Genomic DNA, 25,218 nt, shown 5'->3' on the forward strand with positions numbered 1-25,218 from the left:
CACCGCCCTGACCCCTTCGGGTGGCGGTCGCGCGCGCCGCCCGGGGGAGCGGCGAAGGCCCTGGTAGCCGTAGCCCATGCCGCTCACACCCCGAAACCCGTCCCCACGCGCGCGGTGGCAGCGCTCCGCCGTCCTGGTCGCCGCATCGGCCGGCCTCGTCGCCGCCGCCCTCCCCGCGCCGGCGCCACTCGGCATCGGAGACCCGCTCTTCCCCCACCTCGGCAACCCCGGCTACGACGTCCTCGCGTACGACATCGCCCTCACCTATCCGGGCAAGAACACCGAACCGCTCGCCGCCGTCACCCGGATCAAGGCGCTGGCCACCGCCGACCTGGAGCGGATCAACCTGGACTTCACGCACGGAACGGTCGCCTCCGTCACCGTCGACGGAGAGCCGGCGACCTTCGAGACCAGCGGTGAAGACCTGGTGATCACCCCCGCCGACACGGCGGAGGACGGCGACGCGCTCACCATCGACGTCACCCACACCAGCGACCCCCGCGGCCCCGCCGACACCGGCGGCTGGGTCCGCACCGGCGACGGCCTCGCCATGGCCAACCAGGCCGACGCCGCCCACCGGGTCTTCCCCTCCAACGACCACCCCGCCGACAAGGCGTACTTCACCTTCCGGATCACCGCGCCCAGCTCGCTCACGGCCGTCGCCAACGGCCTCCCGGAGGGCCGGACCACCGAAGGAACCAGCACCACCTGGACCTACCGCACGGCCCACCCGATGGCCACCGAACTCGCCCAGGTCTCCATCGGCCGCACCACCGTCGTCCACCGGACCGGACCGCACGGCCTGCCCCTGCGGGACGTCGTCCGCACCGCCGACCGGGACCTCCTGGAACCCTGGCTCAAGCGCACCCCCGGCCACCTGGAGTGGATGGAGCGCCAGGTCGGCCCGTACCCCTTCGAGACCTACGGGCTGCTGATCGCCGACGCCGACACCGGCTTCGAGCTGGAGACCCAGACCCTCTCTCTCTTCGAGAGAAGACTGTTCACCGAACCGGGGTTCCCGGAGTGGTATGTCGAGTCGGTCATGGTCCACGAGCTCGCCCACCACTGGTTCGGCGACAGCGTCTCGCCCCGCACCTGGTCCGACCTGTGGTTCAACGAGGGGCACGCCAGCTGGTACGAGGCGCTGTACGCCGAGGAGACCGCCGGACAGTCCCTGGAACGGCGCATGAAGGCCGCCTACGCATCCTCCGACGCCTGGCGTGCGGCCGGAGGACCGCCCGCCGCCCCCGAGCCGCCCACGGCCGGCCAGAAGATCAGCCTCTTCCGGCCCGTCGTGTACGACGGCAGCGCCCTCGTCCTCTACGCGCTGCGCGAGGAGATCGGCAAGGAGGCCTTCCAGAAGCTGGAGCGCCGCTGGGTGAGCGAGCACCAGGACGCCACCGCCACCACCGCCGACTTCACCGCGCTGGCCTCCGAGATCGCAGGGCGTGACCTCACGTCCTTCTTCGCCGGCTGGCTGTACGCAGAGAAGACGCCGCCGATGCCCGGACACCCCGACTGGCGCTCCCTCTCGGCGGACGAGGCACGCGGCCCCGCGAACGGTCGGTGAAACCGGGATGACGGGCCCGGGCCGACCGTGTCACCATCGTCAGGTCGACGACGCGGCCGGCCCGGGAATCTTTCCGTGCCGTCACACGTTGTGATCGACGCAACGACTTTCCATCGACGTAAGGATCAAATGACCTCCTCTTCATCCCCTTCCCAGGACGAGCAGAGCTTCGCCGAGACGAGCCGCACCGAGAGCCTTCGGGCCGATGCCCTGATGGAAGAGGACGTCGCCTGGAGCCACGAGATCGACGGAGATCGGGACGGCGATCAGTTCGACCGCTCCGAGCGCGCCGCCCTGCGGCGCGTGGCGGGCCTCTCCACCGAGCTCGAGGACGTCACCGAGGTCGAGTACCGGCAGCTGCGCCTGGAGCGCGTCGTGCTGGTCGGCGTATGGACCTCGGGGACAGTTCAGGACGCGGAAAACTCCCTCGCGGAGCTGGCGGCCCTCGCCGAGACGGCGGGCGCCCTGGTGCTCGACGGCGTGATCCAGCGCCGTGACAAGCCGGACCCGGCCACCTTCATCGGCTCGGGCAAGGCACGCGAGCTGCGGGACATCGTGATCGAGTCCGGCGCCGACACCGTCGTCTGCGACGGCGAGCTCAGCCCCGGCCAGCTCATCGCACTCGAAGACGTCGTCAAGGTGAAGGTGGTCGACCGGACCGCCCTCATCCTCGACATCTTCGCCCAGCACGCCAAGTCCCGAGAGGGCAAGGCGCAGGTCGCGCTCGCGCAAATGCAGTACATGCTGCCGCGGCTGCGAGGCTGGGGTCAGTCGCTCTCCCGTCAGATGGGTGGCGGCGGCGGTGGCGGCATGGCCACCCGTGGTCCCGGTGAGACCAAGATCGAGACCGACCGGCGACGGATCCGCGAGAAGATGGCGAAGATGCGCCGGGAGATCGCGGAGATGAAGACCGGCCGCGACATCAAGCGGCAGGAGCGGCGCCGTCACAAGGTTCCCTCGGTCGCCATCGCCGGTTACACCAACGCCGGCAAGTCCTCCCTGCTCAACCGGCTGACCGGCGCGGGCGTGCTGGTGGAGAACGCACTGTTCGCCACCCTCGACCCGACCGTGCGCCGGGCCGAGACGCCCGGCGGCCGGGTGTACACCCTGACCGACACCGTCGGGTTCGTACGGCATCTGCCGCACCACCTCGTCGAGGCGTTCCGCTCCACCATGGAGGAGGTCGCCGACGCCGACCTCATCCTGCACGTGGTGGACGGCTCGCACCCGGCTCCGGAGGAGCAGCTCGCCGCCGTGCGCGAGGTGTTCCGGGACGTCGGCGCGGTGAACGTGCCGGAGGTCGTGGTCGTCAACAAGGCGGACGCGGCCGACCCCCTCATCCTGCAGCGGCTGCTGCGGGTGGAGCGGCACGTGATCGCGGTCTCCGCCCGCACGGGCGAGGGCATCGGGGAGCTGCTCGCGCTCATCGACGCCGAGCTGCCGCGCCCGCAGGTCGAGATCGAGGCACTCGTGCCTTACACCGAAGGCGGTCTCGTCTCCCGGGTGCACGCCGAGGGCGAGCTGCTCTCCGAGGAGCACACCCCGGAGGGCACGCTGCTCAAGGCGCGCGTGCACGAGGAGCTCGCGGCGTTCCTCGCGCCGTTCGTTCCGGCCGCGCACTGACCGGTCCGTAGGTGACACGGAAGGCCCCGTCCCCCTCATCGGGGGGCGGGGCCTTCCGCTTCTCACATCCCTACCGGGTCAGCGAGCGAACTTCTTGCTCACCATCTCGTGCGCGTCCTTCGCGCCCCTGCCCAGCTGCGGACCCGCCAGCCAGCCGTTGCCGCCGGCCGGGCCGATCGACGTGTTCGACACCAGCGCCGGCTTTCCGTTCGGCATGGTCCGGATCCAGCCGCCGCCCGAGGAGCCACCGGTCATGGTGCAGCCGATGCGGTACATGGTGGGCGTGGCCGGAGCCGTCGTCAGCCGGGTCGGCCGGTCGACGCACTTGTGCATGATCAGACCGTTGTACGGCGCCGCCGCCGGGTAGCCCCAGGCGCCCATGTAGCCCGCCCGAGCGTGCGCCGGGGCCGAGAAGTCGATCGGCAGCGCGACGCCGACGGTCTCCTCCAGGGACTTCTTGCCCCGCTCCGGCTGCACGTGCAGCACGGCGTAGTCGTACGGCCAGGCCGCGTTCGTACCGCCGCGGTTGATCCACTCGCCCGAGGTCACGGCCCAGTCGGCCCAGTACTGACCGTACGGCGCGACCTCGTGCGGCTGCGCCTTGCGAAGCGCGGACGCCGACTTGCCGAGGTCGTTGTAGGCCGGGACGAAGGTGATGTTGCGGTACCAGCCGCCCCGCTGACCGGCGTGGACACAGTGGCCCGCGGTCCACACCAAGTTGGACTTCCCGGGCCGGCGCGGGTCCTTCACGATCGTGCCGGAGCAGACCATGCTGCCCTGGGGCGAGTCGAAGAAGATCTTGCCGACCGGCGCGGCGTTGCGGTGGTACGGAGTCTTCTCCCGCTGCGCCTGCACGGGACGCGGCACGGGGTCGGTGCCCCCGGTGCCCGCCGTGGTCGTCATCGTCTGGTCCGGGCTCTTCGCGGACTGCATGCGCTCGGAGTCCCAGAGCCCGTCGATCACGGGGTTGACGAAGTCCTCGGCCTCACGGAGCCAGGTGTCCTTGTTCCAGTTCTTCCACTCGCCGTCCTTCCACTTGTCCACGTCGACGCCGTGCTTCTTCAGCTTGTCGGCGAGGTCCTGGGGAAGGCCGGCGTCATCGCCGCCTCCGGTGGCGGAAGCGGAGGCGCTCGCCCCCGCGGCGGGCTTGTCGGCCGCCGGCGTCTCGGTCGGGCCGCAGGCGGTGGCGGTCAGCGCGAGCGCCGAGGCCAGGCCCACGGCGGCCGGAAAGAGTCGTATGGAACGCATGTGGAGGGATCCCCCTGATGAAATGAAGGTTCTGTGTGTGTGATGTGCTCGTGCGAAGGGGCGGGATCCCGAAGGACCCCGCCCCGAACCGATTCCGCCTAGCGGCCGGCGTACTTCTTGCTGACCGCGTCGTAGATGCCCTTCGCCTCGGCGCCCAGGCGCGGACCGGCCAGCCAGCCGGCCGTCACCGGGCCGATCGAGGTGTTGGACACCAGCGCCGGCTTGCCGTCCGCACCCGCGGCCACCCAGCCGCCACCGGACGAACCACCGGTCATGGTGCAGCCGATGCGGTACATCGTCGGCTGCTCCGCCTTCACCGAAAGACGGCCCGGCTTGTCCTGGCACTGGTACATCTTCTGGCCGTCGAACGGCGGACCCGCCGGGTAGCCGGTCGCCTTCATGTTAGCGATCTTCGACACCGCGGGAGCGTTGAAGTCCACCGGAAGCGCCGAACCGACCGTCTCCTCCAGCGACTTGCCCGTGCTTCCCTTCTCCGGCGTCACATGGATCACCGCGAAGTCGTACGGAGCACCCTGGCCGCCCGTCGCCGCACCCTCCGAGATCCACTGCTCGGAGGTCTGCGCCCAGTCGCCCCACCACACGCCGTACGGAGCGACCTGCTCACGGGTCGCGTTCTGCAACTGCGCGGTCGGCAGGGCCTTGTCGTTGTACGAGGGCACGAAGGCGATGTTGCGGTACCAGCCGCCCTTCTTGCCGGCGTGCACGCAGTGGCCCGCCGTCCAGACCATGTTGGACTTGCCGGGGTTCGCCGGGTCCTTCACGACCGTGGCCGAGCAGACCATCGAACCCTCGGGTCCGTCGAAGAACACCTTGCCCGCCTCAGGGGCGTTGGAGTGGTACGGCGCCGGCACACCCTTGGCCTTGACCGGCGCGGGCGTCGGGTCGGTCACCCCCTTGTCGCCGGAGATGTCCTCCTCCTCGACCGGCTTGTCGGGCCGCTGGGCGTCCCGCATCCGGTCCGGGTCCCAGAGGTCCTCGATGATCGGGTTGACGTAATCCTTCGCCTCACGCAGCCACTTGTCGCGGTCCCAGTTCTTCCACTCGCCGTTTCTCCACTTGTCCAGATCGATCCCGTGCTCCTTGAGCCGGTCCTTGAGATCGTCCGGAATCGTGATCTTGTCGGCGCCGGACGGGCTCGCGGGCGCGCTGGGCTTGTCTCCCGCGTTCTCCTCGGTCGGGCCGCAGGCCGTCGTCGTCAGCGTCAACGCCGCGACGGCGGCTGCCGCGGCCAGCAACGGACGAATCGATCGCATCTCGTGATCCCCCTGGGACTACGTCAACTTGTGCATGAGTGAACAGTGATGGGCGCCGGGGACCGGCGCCAAAGTGCGGCCCCCACTATGCCGGTGCCGGAGGGGACGGTACGAGCCAGGTCCACGGTTCCGGCTCCCCTAAGCCGTTGCCAGGCCGTGATCCCCGCCACGCCAAGGAACTTGGGATTCTCCCGTGATCCTTGGCAGTTCCCGTCGTTGGTACGTACGGGGGACACAGAGGAAGCGTTCAAGGGCCGCCCTTCGCGGGGTTGAGCAACGTACCGATGTGCAACGCAACTGTTACAGCGGGAGGACACCGAGCCGTGGCCGTGACCGAACCAGCTCCGGCCGTACCGCCGGCCGCGCAGGCGCACCAGGGGGAGCGGAGGGCCGGCGAGCGGGGCGCTCTCGAAGGCATCCTGCGCCGACAGTCGTTGCGCGAATCGGCGGCGCGCACCTACGCGCGCTCGCTGCCGATCGTTCCCGTGCGGGCCAGAGGACTGACCATCGAGGGCGCGGACGGCCGGCGTTACCTGGACTGTCTCTCGGGCGCGGGGACCCTGGCCCTCGGACACAACCACCCGGTGGTCCTCGAAGCCATCAAGAAGGTGCTCGACTCCGGCGCCCCCCTCCATGTCCTCGACCTCGCCACCCCGGTCAAGGACGCCTTCACCACCGAGCTGTTCGCCACGCTGCCGGCCGGACTCGCCGAGAGCGCGCGCATCCAGTTCTGCGGGCCGGCCGGGACCGACGCCGTCGAGGCCGCGCTCAAACTCGTCCGCACGGCCACCGGCCGCAGCGGGCTGCTCAGCTTCACCGGCGCCTACCACGGCATGACGGCCGGTGCCCTGGACGCCTCGGGGGGCGCGACGGACGTACGGGTCGCCCGGCTGCCCTACCCGCAGAACTACCGCTGCCCCTTCGGCGTCGGCGGCGAACGCGGCGCCGAACTGTCCGCGCGCTGGACGGAGAACCTCCTCGACGACCCCAAGAGCGGGGTCACGACCCCCGCCGCGATGATCCTCGAACCTGTGCAGGGGGAGGGCGGCGTCATCCCCGCCCCCGACGCCTGGATGCGCCGCATGCGGCAGATCACCGCGGACCGGTCCATCCCTCTCATCGCCGACGAGGTCCAGACGGGCGTCGGCCGCACCGGCGCCTTCTGGGCCGTCGAGCACAGCGGCGTCGTGCCCGACGTCATGGTCCTCTCCAAGGCCATCGGCGGCTCCCTCCCGCTCGCGGTCATCGTCTATCGGGCGGAGCTCGACGCCTGGCAGCCCGGCGCCCACGCCGGCACGTTCCGCGGCAACCAGCTCGCCATGGCCGCCGGCGCCGCCACCCTCGCGTACGTACGGGAGAACGGGCTGGCCGACCGCGCCGCCACCCTCGGCGCCCGGATGCTCGGCCGTCTCCAGGGCCTGGCCGCCGCCCACCCCTGCATCGGCGACGTAAGGGGCCGGGGGCTCATGATCGGCGTCGAGCTCGTGGACCCGGATGCCGTCGGCACCGATGCCGCCGTGCCACCGGTCGCCCCGGCCCTCGCCGCCGCCGTCCAGCAGGAATGCCTGGACCGCGGACTCATCGTCGAACTCGGCGGCCGGCATTCGGGCGTCGTCCGGCTCCTGCCCCCGCTCACCCTCACCGACGAGCAGGCCGAGGCCGTCCTCGACCGCTTCGCCGACGCCCTGGCCGCCGCCGAACGCGCCCACCGCCCGCGCCCGCCCGCGCATGACGCGCCCCTCCGGAACGCCACCGGACCCACCGGGCCGACCGGACCGTCCCACTGATCCCGGACCGAACCCGGACACCCTCACAAGGAAGCCCCCGTGAACGCCAGCCCCGCCTCCGAAGCGTCCGACACCGGCAGCGCCGCACGCGGCCCGCTCACCGTCGAGCAGGCCACCGTCCCGCGCCAGCACTCCGGCCCGTACGACCCCCAGCCCGCGCCCGCGCTGACGGTTGCGGGTGGCGCCGCCACCCGTCAGGACCACCTCGACGACCCCGATCCGCGGCGCGCCGCCGACGCGGCGACCATCGAGAACCTGCTGCGCTGCTGGGTACGGGAGAAGAACCTGTCCGCCCCGGACTCCAGCACGCTCCGTATCCCCCTCGAATCCAGCGGCACCGCCCTCCTCGTCCCTGTCCTCTACTGGTCGCCCACGGGATGGCACCGCTTCGGCCCGCCCGCCCTCGAAGGGCTTCACCCCACCGCCCCGCGCGTCGACGCCGTCACCGTGGCCGCCCTGATCAGCCGCGAGACCGGCCGCCCCGAAGGCACCGAACTCGTCGGCCGGGTCGCCGACTCGGCCCGCCGCACCGCCGACTTCATCACCGAGCGGCGCACCCGCCCGACCCCCGGCCCCGAAGCCGACCTCTTCCTCACCGCCGAGCAGTCCCTGCTGCTCGGCCACCCGCTCCACCCCACCCCCAAGAGCCGAGAAGGCCTCTCCGACGCCGAGGCCCGGCTCTACTCACCCGAGCTGTACGGCTCCTTCCCGCTGCACTGGATGGCCGTCGACCCCACCGTCCTCGCCTCCGACTCCGCCTGGACCGAACAGGGCCGCCCCGTCACCGCCGCGCAGCTCGCCACCGGCCTCGCCGAAGGACTCGAACTGCCCGCGGGCACCGTCCCGTTGCCCCTGCACCCCTGGCAGGCACGCGAACTGTCCCACCGCCCCGCCGTCGCCTCCCTTCTCGCCTCCGGCCTGCTCCACCACCTCGGACCCGCCGGCGCCGCCTGGTACCCCACCTCCTCCGTCCGCACCGTGCACCGGCCCGGCGCCCGGACGATGCTCAAGCTCTCCCTCGGCGTCCGCATCACCAACTCCCGCCGTGAGAACCTCCGCAAGGAACTCCACCGCGGCGTGGAGGTCCACCGGCTCCTGCGCACGGGCCTCATCGACCAGTGGCAGGCCTCCCACCCCGGCTTCGACATCGTCCGCGACCCCGCCTGGCTCGCGGTCGACACCCCGGACGGCGAACCCGTCCCCGGTCTCGACGTGATGATCCGGCACAACCCCTTCGCCGCCGGAGACGACGCCGTCTGCATCGCCGCCCTCACCGCCCAGCGCCCCTGGCCCGGCACCACGCGAATGCGCTCCCGCCTCGCCGACATCGTCACCTGCCTCGCCGCCCGCACCGGCCGCCCGACCGCCGCCGTCGCCGCCGAGTGGTTCCTGCGCTACCTCGACCAGGTCGTCCGCCCCGTCCTCTGGCTCGACGGCGTGGCAGGCGTCGCCCTCGAGGCCCACCAGCAGAACACCCTGGTGCTCCTCGACCCCGACGGCTGGCCCATCGGCGGCCGCTACCGCGACAATCAGGGCTACTACTTCCGCGAGTCCCGCCGCGACGAGCTGGAGAGCCGCCTCCCCGGCATCGGTGCCGCCAGCGACACCTTCGTCTCCGACCAGGTCACCGACGAGCGCTTCGCCTACTACCTCGGCATCAACAACGTCCTCGGACTCATCGGGGCCTTCGGCGCCCAGCACCTCGCCGACGAACGCGTCCTGCTCGCCGGATTCCGCCAGTTCCTCACCTCCGCCACCAGCCTCGGCTCCCCGCTTCCGCACCGGCTCCTCGAGGCCGCGACCCTGCGCTGCAAGGCCAACCTCCTCACCCGCCTGCACGGCCTCGACGAACTCGTCGGCCCTGTCGACACCCAATCCGTCTACGTCACCATCACCAACCCCCTCCGCTCCTGAAGCCCACCCCCCGACCGCGAGGCCGACAGACCACCAGCCGACCGAACCGCCGAGAGGAGAGCCCCCGATGCCTCCCACCGATGCGCGCCCCGGCACCGACAAGGACGCCGCCACCGGCCCCGACACCGGAACCGGCCCCGATCCTGGAACCGGCCCCCTGCCCGCTTCCGGCACGGGCAGCGAGGACACTCTGGACCTGCACCTCTCGGACGAGCTCGTCGCCCTGATCGCGGCCGGCGAGGGCGCGGCGACCACGGACGGCGACCTCCTCGACGAGGTCGCCTCGTGGAGCCCTGCCGTCACCCCCGTCGGCACGTTCCGCCTCGTACCCGTCAGGCTCGAGCGCGACCTGACCCTCATCACCCGGTGGATGAACGACCCGGCCGTCGCCGCCTTCTGGGAGCTCGCCGGCTCCGAGGGCGTCACGGCCACCCACATCCGCGCCCAACTCGATGGCGACGGCCGCAGCGTGCCCTGTCTCGGAGTCCTCGACTCCATCCCGATGAGCTACTTCGAGATCTACCGCGCCGACCTCGACCCGCTCGCCCGGCACTATCCGGCCCGCCCGCACGACACGGGCATCCACCTCCTTCTCGGCAGCGTCGCCGACCGAGGCCGCGGTGTCGGCACCGCGCTCCTCCGCGCCGTGGCGGACCTCGCGCTCGACCACCGCCCCCGCTGCACACGCGTCATCGCCGAACCCGATCTGCGCAACACCCCCTCCGTCTCGGCCTTCTTGAGCGCTGGCTTCCGCTACACCGCGGAAGTCGACCTTCCCGACAAACGAGCCGCCCTCTTGGTCCGCGACCGCGCCCTTCGTCACGTCCTGTGAACGCCTCTGCCTTACATACACCGCTCGACCCACAGCGGTTCCCGACCCGAGGAGTCCCCGTGCCGATGTCCCCTGCCACCCACGACTCCGCACTGCTCGCACCTCCCGAGCTGACCCCCGAAGCCTGGACCCGGGCCGCCGCCCGCCTGCTCGCCAAGACCATCGCCGAGTTCGCGTACGAGGAGATCATCGAGCCCGTGCCGGCTGCCGACACCGCGACCGGGCGGGAGTCCGGCACCGAGTCCGGCACCCCGCCCGGCCCCCAGCGCTATCTCCTGCGTCTCGACGACGGCTCGACCCTCACCTTCACGGCCCGCCGCGGCGCCTACGGAAGCTGGCGCCTCTCGCCCGACTCCCTCGCCTGCGACGGCCGGCCGATGACCGATCCCCTCGACTTCCTCGTCCGTGCCCGCCGCCTCCTGAACCTCGACGGCGCCACCCTCGGCCATCTGATCCGCGAGCTCACCACCACCCTCGCCGCCGACGCCCGCCTCGACCGCACGGCCTGCACCACCGACCGGCTCGCCGACCTCGGATACGCCGAACTCGAAGGCCACCAGACCGGCCACCCCTGGATCGTCCTCAACAAGGGCCGGATCGGGTTCTCCGCCGCCGACGCCGCCCGATGGGCGCCCGAAGCCCGCCGCCCCGCCCGACTCCCCTGGATCGCCGTCAGCTCCGACCTCGCCGCCTACCGCGGAGTCCCCGGCCTGGACACCCCCGACCGGCTCTACGACCGCGAGCTCGACGCCGACGCCCGCGAGACCTTCCGTGCCACCCTGCGGGCCCGGGGCCTCGACCCCGACAGGTACCTCCTCCTGCCCGTCCACCCGTGGCAGTGGGACGAGATCATCCTTCCGCTCTACGCCCCCGCGGTCGCCGCCGGCGCCATCGTCCCGCTGCCCGCGGACGGCGATCTGCGGATGCCGCAGCAGTCGATCCGTACCTTCCTCAACACGAGCAGGCCCGACCGGCACACCGTGAAGCTGCCGCTCTCCGTGCTCAACACCCTCGTCTGGCGCGGGCTGCCCACGGAACGGACCCTCGCCGCACCCGCCGTCACCTCATGGGTCCACGGGCTCCGCGACGGAGATCCGTTCCTGCGCGACGAGTGCGGGGTGATCCTGCTCGGCGAGGTCGCCTCGGTCACCGTCGAGCACCCCCTCTACGACCGACTCCCCGAGGTCCCGTACCAGTACAAGGAACTCCTCGGAGCGATCTGGCGCGAACCGCTCCGGCTCCCGCCCGGCGAACGCGCCCGGACCCTGGCGTCCCTGCTGCACACCGATGTGCACGGCCGTGCCTTCGTCGCGGAGCTCGTCGAGCGTTCCGGACTCGCTCCCACCGCCTGGCTCCAACGTCTCTTCGCCGCCCTGCTGCCTCCGCTGCTGCACTTCCTCTACCAGTACGGCACCGTCTTCTCCCCGCACGGCGAGAACGCCATCGTCGTCTACGACGACCGTGACACCCCTGTACGCCTGGCGATCAAGGACTTCGTCGACGACGTCAACATCAGCGCCCACCCGCTCCCCGAGCACGACGCGATGCCGGACGACGTCCGGGCGGTCCTCCTCACCGAGGAGCCCGACTTCCTCACCCAGTTCATCCATTCAGGGCTGTTTGTCGGTGTCTTCCGCTACCTGGCACCACTGTGCGAGGACCAACTCGCGGTACCGGAGGGTGACTTCTGGACCCTCGTGCGGAGCGAGATCCTGCGCCACCAGGCGCGCTTCCCGGAGCTGAAGGAACGGTTCGAGCTCTTCGATCTCCTCACCCCGCGGATCGAGCGGCTCTGTCTCAACCGCAACCGTCTGCACCTGGACGGCTACCGCGACCGCCCCGAGCGGCCGCACGCCGCCGTCCACGGAACGGTCCCGAATCCGCTCGCGTGACCCGACTGTCAGTGCTGCGCCGTAGGGTGGACGCGCTATGACGAAGCCATCCCTCCCCGACCTCCTGCACGCCGCCGTCTCCGCCGTCGGCGGTGTGGAGCGGCCCGGCCAGGTCACCATGGCCGAGGCAGTTGCCGAGGCCATCGACGACAGCTCCCACCTGCTGGTCCAGGCCGGCACCGGCACCGGAAAGTCCCTCGGCTATCTGGTGCCGGCGCTGGCGCACGGTGAGCGGGTGGTGGTCGCCACGGCCACCCTGGCGCTCCAGCGCCAGCTGGTCGAGCGCGATCTTCCGCGTACGGTCGAGGCCCTGCACCCGCAGCTGCGCCGGCGCCCTGAGTTCGCGATGCTCAAGGGGCGGTCGAACTACCTCTGTCTCCACCGCCTCCATGAGGGCGTGCCCCAGGACGAGGAAGAGGGCCTGTTCGACCCCTTCGAGGCCGCGGCCCCCACCAGCAAGCTGGGACAGGACCTGCTGAGGCTCCGTGACTGGTCGGACGAGACGGAGACGGGCGACCGGGATGATCTGACGCCGGGCGTCTCGGATCGCGCCTGGGGCCAGGTGTCCGTCTCCTCCCGGGAGTGCCTGGGAGCGAGCAAGTGCGCGTACGGGGCGGAGTGCTTCGCGGAGGCGGCCCGTGAGCGGGCCAAGCTCGCCGAGGTCGTCGTCACCAATCACGCCCTGCTGGCCATCGACGCGATCGAAGGCGCCCCCGTGCTCCCGCAGCACGAAGTGCTGATCGTCGACGAGGCCCATGAGCTCGTCTCCCGGGTCACCGGCGTCGCCACCGGCGAGCTCACTCCCGGTCAGGTCAACCGCGCGGTCCGCCGTGCCGCGAAGCTGGTCGACGAAAAGGTCGCCGACCAGCTCCAGACGGCGGCGGAGGGCTTCGAGCGGCTGATGGAGCTGGCCCTGCCGGGCCGTCTGGAGGAGATCCCGGAGGACCTGGCCTACGCACTGATGGCGCTGCGCGACGCCTCGCGCGCGGTGATCTCTGCGCTCGGCTCCACCCGGGACAAGTCCGTCCAGGACGAGGACGCCGTCCGTAAGCAGGCCCTGGCCTCCGTGGAGACCGTCCACTCCGTCGCCGAGCGCATCACCCAGGGCTCCGAGTACGACGTCGTCTGGTACGAACGGCACGACCGTTTCGGAGCCTCGCTGAGGGTCGCCCCGCTCTCCGTGTCCGGGCTGCTGCGCGAGAAGCTCTTCGCGGACCGGTCCGTGGTCCTCACCTCGGCCACGCTGAAGCTGGGCGGCGACTTCAACGGGGTCGGGGCCTCCCTGGGCCTGGCCCCGGAGGGCACCCAGGGTGACGACATCCCGGTGTGGAAGGGCCTCGACGTCGGCTCGCCGTTCGACTACCCCAAGCAGGGGATTCTCTACGTCGCCAAGCACCTGGCCCGCCCCGCGCGGGACGGCGACCGCGCCGACATGCACGACGAGCTCACGGAGCTGATGCAGGCGGCCGGCGGGCGGACGCTCGGTCTGTTCTCCTCGATGCGCGCCGCCCAGCTCGCGGCCGAGGAGCTGCGCTCCCGCATCCCCGAGCTCCCGATCCTCCTCCAGGGCGAGGACACGCTCGGCGAGCTGATCAAGAACTTCTCCGCCGATCCGCAGACGTGTCTCTTCGGCACGCTCTCCCTGTGGCAGGGAGTGGACGTCCCGGGCGCCAGCTGTCAGCTGGTGGTGATGGACAAGATCCCGTTCCCGCGCCCCGACGACCCGCTGATGAGCGCCCGCCAGAAGGCGGTCGAGGACGCGGGCGGCAATGGCTTCATGGCCGTCGCCGCCACCCACGCGGCGCTGCTGATGGCCCAGGGCGCGGGCCGTCTCGTACGCGCCACGGGAGACCGTGGCGTCGTCGCCGTACTCGATCCGCGGCTTGCCACCGCCCGGTACGGCAGCTACCTGAAGGCTTCGCTGCCCGACTTCTGGTACACGACGGACCGCAACCAGGTGCGTAAGTCTTTGTCGGCGATCGATGCCGCTGCCAAGGCGGCCGACGGCGCAGTGACCGTAACCAACAATTGAGCAACCCCGACGGAGAGCAACCACCTCCGCGAAAGCGGCGCCGGATTAGGCACAAAGCAGGGCCCCGGGACCGGCGCAGTGGGTCCCGGGGCCCGGTCAGAGCCGGCGAGGTGCTGTCACACCCGCCGCAGTACCGCCACGACCTTGCCGAGGATGGTGGCCTCGTCACCAGGGATCGGCTGGTACGCCGCGTTGTGCGGCAGCAGCCAGACATGGCCGTCCTCGCGCTTGAAGCGCTTGACCGTGGCCTCACCGTCGAGCATGGCCGCGACGATGTCCCCGTTCTCCGCGACCGGCTGGCGGCGGACGGTGACCCAGTCCCCGTCACAGATCGCGGCCTCGATCATCGAGTCACCGACGACCTTCAGGACGAAGAGCTCGCCGTCGCCCACCAGCTGCCGGGGGAGCGGGAAGACGTCCTCGACCGACTCCTCGGCCAGGATCGGGCCACCTGCCGCGATCCGGCCGACGAGGGGCACGTACGAGGCGGCGGGCTTGCCGGTGGTGTCCGTCGGCTGGGTGCTCGGCTGGTCGGAGCCACGCACCTCGTACGCCCGGGGGCGGTGCGGGTCACGGCGCAGGAAGCCCTTGCGCTCCAGGGCCATCAGCTGGTGCGCGACGGAGGAGGTGCTGGAGAGGCCCACGGCCTGACCGATCTCCCGCATCGACGGCGGGTAGCCGCGCCGCTGGACCGAGTCCCGGATGACCTCGATGACCCTGCGCTGCCGGTCGGTGAGGCCGGAGCTGTCCGCCCTGATGCCGGGAGGTCGTCCTGGCAGCGAGCGCGCAGGCCGGCCTGGGTCCCCGTCCCCGTTCATGGCTGCGTCATTCATGGCATGCACCGCCTCGAGTCGGCCCTGGGAGCGGTCCTGGGCAGTGATGGTGGCACTGTCTGCGGTGGTGGTCACGTCGGCGGCCCCTCTCGAATGGTCTCCCTGGCTGGCACAACGGTAGTGGCTTTCGAAAGGTTGCGCCAAACACACGTTCGAGTGAAAATTCGCAGATTGCCTTACGTGTCTGTGCAGGTGGGTGTATACGCACGCCCGGGCGTCGCTGGCAATTCGGTCAGACGGTAGCGTTCGGCGCCGGGCCGCATGCCGCCGGGGGGTGCCCTGTCGGTGCGGCCGGAGGTGCCCTCCCAGTCTCGCACTCCGGGGGCCCGAATCGGGGGAGCCGCGCGCCGTCCCGTACCCTCGTGGCCGGCCGTACCGCACGCGCCGCGCGACACGCGCGAAGTGCCGGAAATCAGGCCCAACCCCAGATCTAGTGGTTGGATTGCATCAGCCACCTACAAGTTGTGGTCCCCGGTCTTCCGGGGGTGCCCGCATCGCCTATGCTGGTGGTCGCTTCGAGGGGCCTTGACGGGCCCGGCGAGGCTATTCAGTCGTGCCGCGAGGGAGGGTCGGAACCATGCATTGCCCCTTCTGCAGGCACCCCGACAGCCGTGTCGTCGACAGTCGCACCACCGACGACGGGACGTCGATCCGACGCCGCCGCCAGTGCCCCGACTGCTCCCGTCGTTTCACGACGGTGGAGACGTGCTCGCTCATGGTCGTGAAGCGGTCGGGCGTGACCGAACCCTTCAGTCGCACCAAGGTCATCTCCGGCGTGCGCAAGGCGTGCCAGGGGCGGCCCGTGACCGAGGACGCCCTCGCCAAGCTCGGCCAGCGGGTCGAGGAGGCGGTGCGCGCCACCGGGAGCGCCGAGCTGACCACCCACGACGTGGGTCTGGCCATCCTCGGCCCGTTGCAGGAGCTCGACCTCGTCGCGTACCTGCGCTTCGCATCCGTTTACAAGGCTTTCGACAGCCTCGACGACTTCGAGGCCGCCATCGCGGAGCTCCGCGAGCAACGGCCTCCCGCAGAGGACCGCGGGACCGGAGCGACCCCCGAGGTCCCGGTTCCCGCCACCGCCGCCGACTGACCGGCGGACCGGACCGAGGGTCCGGTCGTGGCCGGCCCCTCGCGGCCGAAAAGACGTGTCACGAGTGCCCCGAGCGGCGCTCGCGGCAGCAGACAAAGAAGACGGTGCCCTGGGACTATCTGGGCACTACAGGGTGTTTTGCCCGTATATGGGAGGCGGCATGACAGAGACGGCGAGCGGTCCGGCACGAGGTTCCCGCGCCAAGGGAGCCAAGGCCAAGGGCCTGCGTATCGAGCGCATCCACACCACCCCCGGCGTGCATCCGTACGACGAGGTGGTCTGGGAGCGTCGTGACGTCGTCATGACCAACTGGCGCGACGGCTCGGTCAACTTCGAGCAGCGTGGCGTCGAGTTCCCCGACTTCTGGTCGGTGAACGCGGTCAACATCGTCACCAGCAAGTACTTCCGCGGGGCGGTCGGCACCCCGCAGCGCGAGACCGGTCTCAAGCAGCTCATCGACCGGATCGTGAAGACCTACACGAAGGCCGGCGAGGAGTACGGCTACTTCGCCTCGCCCGCCGACGCCGAGATCTTCGAGCACGAGCTGGCCTACGCCCTCCTGCACCAGATCTTCAGCTTCAACTCGCCGGTCTGGTTCAACGTCGGCACGCCCCAGCCGCAGCAGGTCTCCGCCTGCTTCATCCTGTCCGTCGACGACTCCATGGAGTCGATCCTCGACTGGTACAAGGAAGAGGGCATGATCTTCAAGGGCGGCTCCGGCGCCGGCCTGAACCTCTCCCGCATCCGCTCCTCCAAGGAGCTCCTCTCCTCCGGCGGCAACGCCTCCGGCCCGGTCTCCTTCATGCGCGGCGCCGACGCCTCCGCGGGAACGATCAAGTCGGGCGGCGCCACCCGCCGCGCGGCCAAGATGGTCATCCTCGACGTCGACCACCCGGACATCGAGGACTTCATCGAGACCAAGGTCAAGGAGGAGGAGAAGATCCGCGCCCTGCGTGACGCGGGCTTCGACATGGACCTGGGCGGCGACGACATCACGTCCGTCCAGTACCAGAACGCCAACAACTCGGTCCGCGTGAACGACACCTTCATGAAGGCGGTCGAGTCGGGCGGCAAGTTCGGGCTTACGTCCCGCATGACCGGCGAGGTCATCGAGGAGGTCGACGCCAAGGCGCTGTTCCGCAAGATGGCCGAGGCCGCGTGGGCCTGCGCCGACCCGGGCATCCAGTACGACGACACGATCAACCGCTGGCACACCTGCCCCGAGTCCGGCCGCATCAACGGCTCGAACCCGTGCAGCGAGTACATGCACCTGGACAACACGTCCTGCAACCTCGCCTCGCTGAACCTGATGAAGTTCCTCAAGGACGACGGCAAGGGCAACCAGTCGTTCGACACCGAACGCTTCGCCAAGGTCGTCGAGCTGGTCATCACGGCGATGGACATCTCCATCTGCTTCGCGGACTTCCCCACCGAGAAGATCGGCGAGAACACCCGCGCCTTCCGTCAGCTGGGCATCGGCTACGCCAACCTCGGCGCCCTGCTCATGGCCACCGGCCACGCGTACGACTCCGACGGCGGCCGCGCCCTGGCCGGTGCCATCACTTCGTTGATGACCGGCACCTCGTACAGGCGCTCCGCCGAGCTCGCCGCGGTCGTCGGCCCGTACGACGGCTACGCCCGCAACGCCGAGCCGCACCAGCGCGTCATGAAGCAGCACGCCGACGCCAACACCGCGGCCGTTCGCATGGACGACCTCGACTCGCCGATCTGGGCCGCCGCCACGGAGGCCTGGCAGGACGTGATCCGCCTCGGCGCCAGGAACGGCTTCCGCAACGCGCAGGCCTCGGTCATCGCCCCGACCGGCACCATCGGTCTCGCGATGTCCTGCGACACCACCGGCCTCGAGCCCGACCTCGCCCTGGTCAAGTTCAAGAAGCTGGTCGGCGGCGGCTCGATGCAGATCGTCAACGGCACCGTCCCGCAGGCCCTGCGCCGCCTGGGCTACCAGGAGGAGCAGATCGAGGCGATCGTCGCCCACATCGCCGAGCACGGCAATGTGATCGACGCCCCCGGCCTGAAGACCGAGCACTACGAGGTCTTCGACTGCGCCATGGGCGAGCGCTCCATCTCCGCGATGGGCCACGTCCGCATGATGGCCGCCATCCAGCCGTGGATCTCCGGCGCCCTCTCCAAGACCGTGAACCTGCCGGAGACGGCCACGGTCGAGGACGTCGAGGAGGTCTACTTCGAGGCCTGGAAGATGGGCGTCAAGGCGCTCGCCATCTACCGCGACAACTGCAAGGTCGGCCAGCCCCTCTCCGCCAAGAAGAAGGAGCAGGAGAAGGCCGAGGTCACCGCGAAGTCCGAGGCGACGATCCGCGAGGCCGTCGAGAAGGTCGTCGAGTACCGCCCGGTCCGCAAGCGCCTGCCGAAGGGCCGCCCGGGGATCACCACCTCCTTCACCGTCGGTGGCGCCGAGGGGTACATGACCGCCAACTCCTACCCGGACGACGGTCTCGGCGAGGTCTTCCTGAAGATGTCCAAGCAGGGCTCGACGCTCGCCGGCATGATGGACGCCTTCTCCATCGCCGTCTCCGTCGGTCTGCAGTACGGCGTCCCGCTGGAGACGTACGTCTCCAAGTTCACCAACATGCGCTTCGAGCCGGCCGGCATGACGGACGACCCGGACGTGCGGATGGCGCAGTCGATCGTGGACTACATCTTCCGCCGCCTGGCGCTGGACTTCCTGCCCTTCGAGACCCGCTCCGCGCTCGGCATCCACTCGGCCGAGGAGCGTCAGCGTCACCTGGAGACGGGCTCCTACGAGCCCGCCGACGACGAGGTGGACGTCGAGGGCCTGGCCCAGTCCGCCCCGCGCCAGACGGAGCCCCTGAAGGCCGTCTCGACCCCGCCGAAGGCGGAGGTTCCGGCCCCGAAGCAGGCGCACACCTCGGCGGAGCTCGTCGAGATGCAGCTGGGCATCAGCGCGGACGCCCCGCTGTGCTTCTCCTGCGGTACGAAGATGCAGCGCGCCGGCTCCTGCTACATCTGCGAGGGCTGCGGCTCGACCAGCGGCTGCAGCTGAGCGGTCGGCTGAACGCCGAGTGAGTGAGAAGTGAGTGAGAAGGGGACCGGCCTCGGGCCGGTCCCCTTCTGCGTGTCCGGAGTCAGGCGGGCTTTGCCCCCATCAGCGTCGTGAAGGTCTGCGGGTCCGTGTCGAAGCCGCGGCGGATCGACCGGTAGGACCAGCCGTCCGCTCCGTCGCGGGTGAACTCCACGACCGTCGCCGCCGTGGCACCGGCGACGTCACCGAAGCCGTGCGAGACGAGCTCGGTGTAGCCCTCACGCACCCGTACGCCGGTGTTGGCGATGTCGGCGAACGTCAGCCTGCCGGCGCCCTGCTGTATGGCCACCCCCACCACCACGCGCGCGTAGCGGGGCGCGAGCCGGTCCAGTTCCAGGGTCATCGCTTCGTCGTAGCCGTAGCCCTGCCCGGTACGGCTGTCCCGGCTGAGGGTGATCGTGCCGTCGGGGGAGCGGCTGTCGAAGTGCACCAGATAGGCGGGCGCACCATACGGATCGTCCGCCGTGTAGACCCCGGCGATGATGTCCAGATCGTGCGACGCGGCTCCGATGGGACTGGGGTCCCACTTGAGCGTCACCTCGACCTTGCCGACCCCCTTGTTGAGTCCGCTCACCGTGAATCCCCTCTCTGCGTACGACTGGTGACCACGGTCCCGGTCAACTGTCCGTGGTCTCGGACCGGTTGCTCATGGTGTCATGCGCACTCGGTGCGAGAACGGGGTGGCGGACAGTGAATGCCCCGTACGATGGCGCCGTGCTGGTCAAGTGGATTCGCTGCACCGTGGTGGACCGTCGGGGGTTCGAGCGGGGGCAGCGGAAATGGGCGGGGTTGCTGGGTGAGCCGGGATTCCGGGGCCAGGGCGGAGGGTGGAGCCGGGCGCGGCCCGATGTCGCCCATGTCTTCTCGTTCTGGGAGAGCCGCGCGTTCTACGACTCCTTCATGGCGCGGTCGCACGACCGGCTCGCGGCCGCGCAGTCGGGCTCGTACAAGGACATGCAGGTCAAGCTCTTCGACTACCGCTTCGACGTGAAGACGGGCTTCGAACCGCGGTTCACGGACGCCGATGTGGCGCGAGTGGCGCACTGCCGTGTCCACGAGGACCGGGTCGAGCACTTCGCGCTGATGCAGGAGAAGGTGTGGAACCCGGCGATGGCCGGCTCCCCCGGGATGCTGCGCGGGGTGTTCGGAGAGGCGCCGGGGAACGAGTTCGTGGTGCTGTCGATGTGGCGGTCCGCCGCGGAGCACGGGAAGTACCGTGCGGAACGCGTCGAACGGCTCGGGCTGCGGGCCCAGACGGAGGCCGACGTGGCGGCGCTCAGCGGGGACGTGGTGCAGCTCGAGGCGTCCTGGACGGTGTGATCACCCTTCGTCGCCGGGGTCGGCGGTGGGACGAACGCCCCCGCCGAGACCGCGGCGAGCGTCGCCCGGGCCGACTGGTCGGCCATCGCCGCATCCGCCGGATGGACGCCGGACGCCTCCTCGACCGAGCCCGGCCGGAGAGGGCGATCTAGGGTCGTGGCATGGCACGACCGCTGCGCATCGTCCTCGTACGGCACGGAGAGTCCGAGGGCAATGTCGACGACACGGTGTACGAGCGGGAGCCCGACCACGCGCTCAGGCTCACCGAGACCGGTCTGCGGCAGGCACAGGAGACGGGGGAGCGGCTGCGGGAGCTGTTCGGGGAGGAGCGGATCAGTGTGTACGTCTCTCCGTACCGCCGCACGCACGAGACATTCCGCGCCTTCGGGCTCGACCCCGAGCGAGTCCGGGTGCGCGAGGAGCCGCGGCTGCGGGAGCAGGACTGGGGAAACTGGCAGGACCGGGAGGACGTACGCCTCCAGAAGGCGTACCGCGACGCCTACGGGCACTTCTTCTACCGCTTCGCGCAGGGCGAGTCCGGGGCCGACGTGTACGACCGGGTCGGGGCGTTCCTGGAGAGCCTGTACCGCAGTTTCGAGGCGCCCGACCACCCTCCGAACGTACTGCTGGTGACCCACGGGCTGACGATGCGGCTCTTCTGCATGCGGTGGTTCCACTGGACGGTCGCCGAGTTCGAGTCGCTGTCCAATCCGGGCAACGGCGAGACGCGGATGCTGCTGCTCGGCGAGGACGGCAGATACACCCTGGACCGGCCGTTCGAGCGCTGGCGTACCCCGGAACCGTACGGCTACACCGGATAGAGTGGCTGAGCGATGACCGCTGACTCCACTCTCGACCGGCGCTTCGAACGCGCCCTGGCCAGCCTTCGAGGGCTGGCCGTGGGAGACGCCCTGGGCTCCCAGTTCTTCGTCCCCGCCAACTATCCGCTGCTCAAACGACGCGAGCTGCCGCCGGGCCCCTGGCAGTGGACCGACGACACCGAGATGGCCTGCTCAGTCCTGGCCGTGCTCGCGCGGCACGGCCGGATCGACCAGGACGCGCTCGCGCACTCGTTCGCCGAGCACCACGACTTCGACCGGGGCTACGGGCCGGCGGTCAACCGGATGCTCCGGCTCATCAGGGAGGGCGGCGACTGGCGCGAGCTGGCCGCCGCGCTCTTCAACGGGCGGGGCTCGTGGGGCAACGGCGCCGCGATGCGGATCGCCCCGCTCGGCGCCTGGTACGCGGACGACCCGGAGCAGGCGACCCATCAGGCCGAGATCTCCGCGTACACGACGCACCAGCACCGCGAGGCGGTCGTCGGCGCCATGGCCGTGGCGGCCGCCGCCGCGCTCGCCGCGAATCCGGCGGGTCCGCCGACGCCCACGGACCTGCTGGACGGTGTCGTCGCCCTCGTGCCCCGCAGCGCCGTCGGCGCGGGGCTGCGCCGGGCCCGCGACATGCTCGACTACGGCGACGCCGGCACGGTGGCGGCCGTCCTCGGGAGCGGGCGTCGCACCAGCGCCCACGACACCGTCCCGTTCGCGCTCTGGTCGGCGGCCCGGGCCCTCGGGGACTACGAGGAGGTGTTCTGGACAACCGCCCAGGTCGGTGGCGATGTCGACACCACCTGTGCGATCGCCGGTGGTGTCGTGGCCTCCGGTACGTCCGGGGCGCCGCCCGCCTCCTGGCTGGAGCAGACGGAGGAACTGCCGGACTGGCTGTCGGCCGCTGCCCGCCCCTGACCCCAGGCCGGTGAGTGTCACGGTCCTGACACAGCGCTGTGCGGTCGGCTTGAAACGGCCGGACCGCCGTTAGAGTCGCCACTCCGCAGCGCTGATCATGCCGAGAGCGCGCCGACACGACACCCGGACCGCAGCCCTCCGCCGTCTTGGCACCGCACGCGACCGGGTCGGGAGGGGGTCCCGTGTCCGACATACCGTCCGAACCACCACCGCAGGACAGAGCCCAGGCCGAGCGCAAGCCCAAGCCCGAGCCCACGCCCGAGTCCCGGTCCTCCGCCGGTACAGCGCCGCGCGGCGCCATACCGCCCGGACAGCCGCAGCCGCAGCCGCACCAGCCGTGGGCCGTGGCAGGCGCAGGCGCAGGCGGAGGGTGGCCGGGGGGCCGCCCGCCGCACCCCTGGGCGCCACCCGCGCCCCCGCGCGACAGCTGGCTCACGCGGCTCCGCCCCGCGGCACCGGGCCAGGCGACCGCCCCGACGCTCTGGGCCGTCCTGGCCACCGCCGTGCTCAGCGCACTGCTCCTCGGCGGGGGACTCGGCCTCAATCTGGTGATCGTGGCCGCTCCCGCAGTCCTCGCGGCCGCCTTCGCCGCGCGGGCGGCGGGGCGCCGACTCCGCCCCTGGACGCTGGTCTGGGCGGTCGGAGGCCTCGCCCTCCTCGCCGTACCCGCTCTGCGGGACGCCGGATGGCCGACCTTCCTCGCGATCGTCTCCGCCCTGGGCGTGACGGCTCTGGCCCTGCACGGCGGCCGAGGCTGGCCGAGCGTCCTGTTCGCACCCCTCGGCCTGTTCGACTCCCTCGGCTCCGGCACCGCCTGGGCCTGGCACGGCGTCCGCGACCGGGCCGAGGGCTCCCGCGGCCGGTGGGGTCCGGTCGTGCGGACCGTCGGCGTGGCCGTCGTCCTGCTCGTCATCTTCGGCGCGCTGTTCGCCGGCGCAGACGCCGCCTTCGCGGACCTGCTCGGCTCGCTCATGCCCGACATCTCGCTGGAGCAGGCGCCCTGGCGGCTCTCGCTCTTCCTGCTCGGACTGTTCGGCGCCATCACCCTCGCCCGCACCGCCGCCGCACCCCTGCGCTGGGACCGGATGGAGATCCGCCCCGGCCGGGCCCGCGCACGACTGGAGTGGGCCCTTCCGCTCATCGTGCTCAATCTGCTCTTCGCGGCCTTCAACGCGGTCCAACTCGCCGTCCTCTTCGGCGGATACGACAAGGTCCTCAGCGAGACCGGGCTGACCTACTCCGCGTACGCCCGACAGGGCTTCTGGCAGCTCCTCGTGGCCACGCTGCTCACCCTCGTGGTGATCGGTCTCGCCCTGCGCTGGGCGCCGCGGGCGGACGCCCGCGACCGCACGCTCGTACGCGCCGTTCTCGGCACCCTGTGTGTCCTCACCCTGGTCGTGGTCGCGTCGGCGCTGCGCAGGATGGACCTGTACGTGGACGCCTACGGGCTCACCCGGCTGCGCATCTCGGTGGCCGCCATGGAGATCTGGCTGGGGCTGGTCATCCTGCTGATCATGGCCGCGGGGATCTTCGGCGCCCGGCTGCTGCCCCGTGCGGTGGCCGTGAGCGCCGCGGCAGGCGTGCTCGCCTTCGGTCTCGCCTCGCCCGACGCCCTCGTCGCCGAGCGCAACGTCGAGCGGTACAGCAGCTCCGGAAAGATCGACATCCCCTACCTCGCGGGGCTCTCGGCCGACGCCGTACCGGTGCTCGACGGCCTTCCCGAGCCGCAGCGCTCCTGTGCCCTCCTCGACATCGAGGTGCGTCTGCGCGCGGACGACGGAGGCTGGTTCGCCACCAGCTGGTCGGAGGCGCGGGCACGCACGATCCTGACGGAGCACGCGATCGACCGGACCCCGGCCGAATGCGGAGCGCCGAGCAGGGAGGGCGAGTACGACCCCTACGCGGACGGCGTGTTCGGCGATCCGCATGGCGATCCGTACGGCACCCCCTGAACCCGGACGTGAGGGCACGCCGGCATGCATACCCATACCCCTGTCCCCTCCCCGCTCGCGGGAGGAGGGACAGGGGTACGGGCGTCGGCGAGCATGATGCACCGCTCGAAGATGTGCTCCAGTGCATGGTCAACCACCGAAATCGGCGCGATGACCGATCGGATCGCGCTGTCGCCGAGCGGCATCAGACGGCCGCTTCGGACATCCGACGGGAATCCGGGTATCGCGGGTGGTACCCATCGGCGTAATCTGTCTGGCGCCATGCCCTACGAACCACCCACTCACACCGTCGAGCGCTCGCTCCGAGCCACCACCGGCGCCAAGATCGTCGCCGGGGTCGACGAGGTCGGACGCGGGGCATGGGCCGGTCCCGTCACGGTCTGCGCCGCCGTCACCGGCCTGCGCCGGCCCCCCGAGGGGCTCACGGACTCCAAGCTGATTCCCGCCAATCGCCGTACCGCCCTGGCCGCGGAACTGGAGAAGTGGGTCACCGCCTACGCCCTCGGCCACGCCTCCAACGAGGAGATCGACGAGCACGGCATGACCGCGGCGCTCCGGATGGCCGCCGTGCGCGCGCTCGACGCCCTGCCCGTCCGCCCGGACGCCGTGATACTCGACGGGAAGCACGACTACCTCGGCAGCCCCTGGACAGTCCGTACGGTGATCAAGGGCGACCAGTCCTGCATCGCCGTCGCGGCGGCCTCGGTCATCGCCAAGGTACGGCGCGACGCGATGATGGCCGAGCTGGCGATCGAGGCGGAGGAGTGCGCGGCGTACGACTTCGGCGCCAACGCGGGATACCCCTCGCCCCTCCACAAGGCAGCCCTGGAGGAGTGGGGCCCCACCGCCTACCACCGGCTCTCCTGGGCGTATCTCGACGCGCTGCCCCAGTGGCGGCACCTCAAGAAGATCCGGATCTCCGCCGAGGCGGCCGCACTGGAAAGCGGGGGCCAGCTCGGCTTCGACTTCTGAACCTCCCGGCAGGCCCAAGCCGACAGCCGGGCCGCACGATTGTGCCCAC

The 25,218-nt window shown here is 70.9% G+C and carries 18 protein-coding genes; 14 read left to right on the forward strand and 4 right to left on the reverse strand.

The window, feature by feature from the left end; translation table 11 throughout:
* The first annotated feature begins 76 nt into the window (after positions 1 to 76).
* Together ACZ4VI_RS21225 and hflX are read left to right on the forward strand one after the other, a co-directional pair.
* Entirely contained in the window at positions 77 to 1,570 is a 1,494-nt protein-coding gene (locus ACZ4VI_RS21225) for a M1 family metallopeptidase (RefSeq protein ID WP_468001253.1), read from the forward strand.
* Positions 1,571 to 1,699: 129 nt separating this feature from the next.
* Positions 1,700 to 3,193, forward strand: coding sequence for a GTPase HflX (gene hflX / locus ACZ4VI_RS21230; protein WP_468001255.1), 1,494 nt, complete (start codon positions 1,700 to 1,702; stop codon positions 3,191 to 3,193).
* Positions 3,194 to 3,271: 78 nt separating this feature from the next.
* On the opposite strand, the gene ACZ4VI_RS21235 is transcribed toward hflX, so the two are convergent.
* Both ACZ4VI_RS21235 and ACZ4VI_RS21240 read right to left on the reverse strand, forming a co-directional pair.
* Positions 3,272 to 4,441 carry a trypsin-like serine peptidase gene (locus ACZ4VI_RS21235; RefSeq protein ID WP_468001257.1) on the reverse strand — a complete coding sequence of 390 codons (1,170 nt, stop codon included), beginning with the start codon at positions 4,439 to 4,441 and terminating at the stop codon, positions 3,272 to 3,274.
* 98 nt (positions 4,442 to 4,539) lie between these two features.
* Positions 4,540 to 5,715, reverse strand: coding sequence for a trypsin-like serine peptidase (locus ACZ4VI_RS21240; RefSeq protein ID WP_468001258.1), 1,176 nt, complete (start codon positions 5,713 to 5,715; stop codon positions 4,540 to 4,542).
* 323 nt (positions 5,716 to 6,038) lie between these two features.
* Between ACZ4VI_RS21240 and ACZ4VI_RS21245 the strand changes: the two genes are divergently transcribed.
* The 5 genes from ACZ4VI_RS21245 to ACZ4VI_RS21265 all read left to right on the forward strand — a co-directional run bounded on the left by ACZ4VI_RS21245 (position 6,039) and on the right by ACZ4VI_RS21265 (position 14,172).
* Positions 6,039 to 7,502 carry a diaminobutyrate--2-oxoglutarate transaminase family protein gene (locus tag ACZ4VI_RS21245; RefSeq protein WP_468001260.1) on the forward strand — a complete coding sequence of 488 codons (1,464 nt, stop codon included), beginning with the start codon at positions 6,039 to 6,041 and terminating at the stop codon, positions 7,500 to 7,502.
* Positions 7,503 to 7,541: 39 nt separating this feature from the next.
* On the forward strand, positions 7,542 to 9,416 hold the full coding sequence (locus ACZ4VI_RS21250; RefSeq protein WP_468001262.1) for an IucA/IucC family protein: 1,875 nt from the start codon (positions 7,542 to 7,544) through the stop codon (positions 9,414 to 9,416).
* Positions 9,417 to 9,483: 67 nt separating this feature from the next.
* Positions 9,484 to 10,248, forward strand: coding sequence for a GNAT family N-acetyltransferase (locus tag ACZ4VI_RS21255; RefSeq protein WP_468001264.1), 765 nt, complete (start codon positions 9,484 to 9,486; stop codon positions 10,246 to 10,248).
* A 65-nt stretch (positions 10,249 to 10,313) separates the two neighbouring features.
* Positions 10,314 to 12,140, forward strand: a complete 1,827-nt coding sequence (locus ACZ4VI_RS21260; protein WP_468001267.1) for an IucA/IucC family protein — start codon at positions 10,314 to 10,316, stop codon at positions 12,138 to 12,140.
* Positions 12,141 to 12,177: 37 nt separating this feature from the next.
* On the forward strand, positions 12,178 to 14,172 hold the full coding sequence (locus ACZ4VI_RS21265) for an ATP-dependent DNA helicase (RefSeq protein ID WP_468001269.1): 1,995 nt from the start codon (positions 12,178 to 12,180) through the stop codon (positions 14,170 to 14,172).
* A gap of 116 nt (positions 14,173 to 14,288) precedes the next feature.
* On the opposite strand, the gene lexA is transcribed toward ACZ4VI_RS21265, so the two are convergent.
* Positions 14,289 to 15,080: a transcriptional repressor LexA gene (lexA, locus tag ACZ4VI_RS21270; RefSeq protein WP_468001271.1), complete on the reverse strand. Its 792-nt coding sequence runs from the start codon at positions 15,078 to 15,080 to the stop codon at positions 14,289 to 14,291.
* A gap of 502 nt (positions 15,081 to 15,582) precedes the next feature.
* Between lexA and nrdR the strand changes: the two genes are divergently transcribed.
* Together nrdR and ACZ4VI_RS21280 are read left to right on the forward strand one after the other, a co-directional pair.
* Positions 15,583 to 16,095: a transcriptional regulator NrdR gene (gene nrdR, locus ACZ4VI_RS21275; RefSeq protein ID WP_468001273.1), complete on the forward strand. Its 513-nt coding sequence runs from the start codon at positions 15,583 to 15,585 to the stop codon at positions 16,093 to 16,095.
* 160 nt (positions 16,096 to 16,255) lie between these two features.
* The gene (locus tag ACZ4VI_RS21280; protein ID WP_468001275.1) at positions 16,256 to 19,141 is read left to right on the forward strand and encodes a vitamin B12-dependent ribonucleotide reductase; all 2,886 of its coding nucleotides are present in this window, start codon (positions 16,256 to 16,258) and stop codon (positions 19,139 to 19,141) included.
* Between the two features lie 82 nt (positions 19,142 to 19,223).
* Here ACZ4VI_RS21280 and ACZ4VI_RS21285 read toward each other — a convergent pair whose 3' ends face one another.
* A complete protein-coding gene (locus tag ACZ4VI_RS21285; RefSeq protein ID WP_468001276.1) occupies positions 19,224 to 19,754 on the reverse strand; it encodes a TerD family protein in 531 nt (176 codons plus the stop codon).
* Positions 19,755 to 19,894: 140 nt separating this feature from the next.
* Here ACZ4VI_RS21285 and ACZ4VI_RS21290 point away from each other — a divergent pair, with 140 nt between their 5' ends.
* The 5 genes from ACZ4VI_RS21290 to ACZ4VI_RS21310 all read left to right on the forward strand — a co-directional run bounded on the left by ACZ4VI_RS21290 (position 19,895) and on the right by ACZ4VI_RS21310 (position 25,169).
* A complete protein-coding gene (locus ACZ4VI_RS21290) occupies positions 19,895 to 20,500 on the forward strand; it encodes a YdbC family protein (protein WP_468001278.1) in 606 nt (201 codons plus the stop codon).
* Between the two features lie 161 nt (positions 20,501 to 20,661).
* On the forward strand, positions 20,662 to 21,321 hold the full coding sequence (locus tag ACZ4VI_RS21295; RefSeq protein ID WP_468001280.1) for a histidine phosphatase family protein: 660 nt from the start codon (positions 20,662 to 20,664) through the stop codon (positions 21,319 to 21,321).
* A gap of 12 nt (positions 21,322 to 21,333) precedes the next feature.
* Positions 21,334 to 22,245 (forward strand): ADP-ribosylglycohydrolase family protein, encoded by a 912-nt coding sequence (locus tag ACZ4VI_RS21300; protein WP_468001282.1) that lies wholly within the window; start codon positions 21,334 to 21,336, stop codon positions 22,243 to 22,245.
* Positions 22,246 to 22,427: 182 nt separating this feature from the next.
* Positions 22,428 to 24,197 carry a DUF4153 domain-containing protein gene (locus ACZ4VI_RS21305; RefSeq protein ID WP_468001283.1) on the forward strand — a complete coding sequence of 590 codons (1,770 nt, stop codon included), beginning with the start codon at positions 22,428 to 22,430 and terminating at the stop codon, positions 24,195 to 24,197.
* Positions 24,198 to 24,458: 261 nt separating this feature from the next.
* A complete protein-coding gene (locus ACZ4VI_RS21310; RefSeq protein ID WP_468001285.1) occupies positions 24,459 to 25,169 on the forward strand; it encodes a ribonuclease HII in 711 nt (236 codons plus the stop codon).
* Positions 25,170 to 25,218 lie beyond the last annotated feature (49 nt).

It is taken from the genome of Streptomyces sp. NPDC029169 (assembly GCF_055563935.1).